Genomic DNA, 1,895 nt, shown 5'->3' with positions numbered 1-1,895 from the left:
GCGAACAGCGCACCGAGGGTGCCCGTCGCACCCGTCACCAGCACCGTCCCCTCCGGGTCCAGCACCAGCGGCTCGGCCTCGGCAACCGCCGGGACCCTCGCCAGACGCGGCGCGAAGGCCGCACCCGCACGCAGCGCCAGCTGCGGCTCACCGCTCTCGACGGCGTTCGGCAGGGCGCGCAGCGAGGCCGGGTCCTCGTCCAGGTCGACCAGCACGATCCGGCCCGGGTTCTCCGACTGCGCCGAACCCAGCAGACCCCACACAGCGGCCGGGGGAAGGTCCAGCGCCTCCGTGCCGACGGTCGCCACCGCACCACGGGTGACCACCACAAGGCGGGTGTCCGCGACGGCCTCCTCGGCCAGCCACTGCTGCACCAGCGCGAGCGCACCGTGCACTGCGGTACGGGTGGTGGCCGCCATCTCCGGGTCCGCCTGCGGCCGGACGGGAACGATGATCGTCTGGGTACCCGGCGCTCCCGCAGCCACCAGTGCGTCCAGGTCGGCGAACCGCTCGACACCGGTGAGGCCGAGAGCGTCGTCCACGTCCAGGACCACCGCATCGGTGAGGGTGGCGGCGGACGGCAGGGCGGCGGCGGTCCACTCGGTCCGGAACAGCGATTCCTCGCCGCCCGCACCCGCCAACTGCTCGGCCGCGAAGGGCCGCAGCACCAGCAACTCCACCGATGCGACCGGCACACCCGTACCGTCCGCGACCGCCAACGACACCGCGTCGCCGCTGACCTGCACAAGACGCACCCGCAGCTCGGAGGCGCCCGCCGCGAACAGCGACACCCCCGACCACGCGAACGGCAGCCGGCCCTGGCCGGTGTCCTCCACCAGACCACCCAGCGCCACCCCGTGCAGCGCCGCGTCCAGCAGCGCCGGGTGCAGCCCGAACAGATCCGCCTCACCCCGGCTCTCCTCCGGCAGCGCGATCTCGGCGAACAGCTCGCCGTCGCGCCGCCAGGCGGCCCGCAACCCCTGGAACACCGGGCCGTAGCCGAACCCGGCCCCCGCGAACCCCTCGTACAGCCCGTCGACCGGTACGGGCTCCGCGCCCGCCGGCGGCCACTCCACGAGATCGAAGGACTCCGCGGCACCGCCCTCCGCCAGCAGTCCCGTCGCATGACGCGTCCACGGCTCGCCCAGCGGCGCGTCCTCGGCCCTGGAGTGCAGGCTGACGGCACGCCGGCCGGAGTCGTCCGAAGTGCCCACCGAGACCTGGACCTGGACCGCGCCCTTGGCCGGCAGGATCAGCGGCGCCTCCAGCGTCAGCTCCTCGACGCGGCTGCAGCCCACCTGGTCGCCCGCTCGGACCGCCAGCTCGACGAAGGCGGTTCCGGGCAGCAGCACCGTGTCGGCCACGGCGTGGTCGGCCAGCCACGGGTGGGAGTCCAGCGACAGCCGTCCGGTGAAGAGGTGCCCGTCCGCGTCGGCGAGTGCGACGCTCGCGCCGAGCAGCGGGTGATCGGCCGTCCCCAGACCGGCGGACGCCACGTCCCCCACCAGGCCGGAGCGGACTCGCGGCCAGTAGTTCTCCTGCTGGAAGGCGTAGGTCGGCAGGTCGACGCGCTGGGCGCCGGTGCCCGCGAACACGGCCTGCCAGTCCAGCTTCGCGCCACGGACGTGCAACTGGGCGAGCGCGCTGGTGAAGGTCCGGCTCTCCGAGCGGCCCCGGCGCAGGGCGGGCGCGAACGCCGCGTCCTCGGTCACGCACCCCTGCGCCATCGCGGAGAGGGTGCTGTCGGGTCCCAGTTCGAGGTACGTGCGGACGGCCCCGCGCTCCAGGGCCTGGATGACGTCGTGGAAGCGGACGGCCTCGCGGACGTGGCGCACCCAGTACTCGGCGGTGCGCAGCTCATCCGTGATCGAGCCGGTCAGGGTGGAGACGATCGG

Annotated in this window: 1 protein-coding gene; it reads right to left on the bottom strand. The window is 74.4% G+C overall.

The features are described from left to right. Nucleotides 1–1,895 (bottom strand): polyketide synthase dehydratase domain-containing protein (locus tag ABD369_RS40445; RefSeq protein ID WP_344641636.1); only part of this gene is annotated, 1,895 nt, incomplete at both ends.

This window comes from Kitasatospora cystarginea (assembly GCF_039533515.1).
GTDB lineage: Bacteria > Actinomycetota > Actinomycetes > Streptomycetales > Streptomycetaceae > Kitasatospora > Kitasatospora cystarginea.
This window is presented reverse-complemented; position numbering and strand designations above follow the sequence as displayed.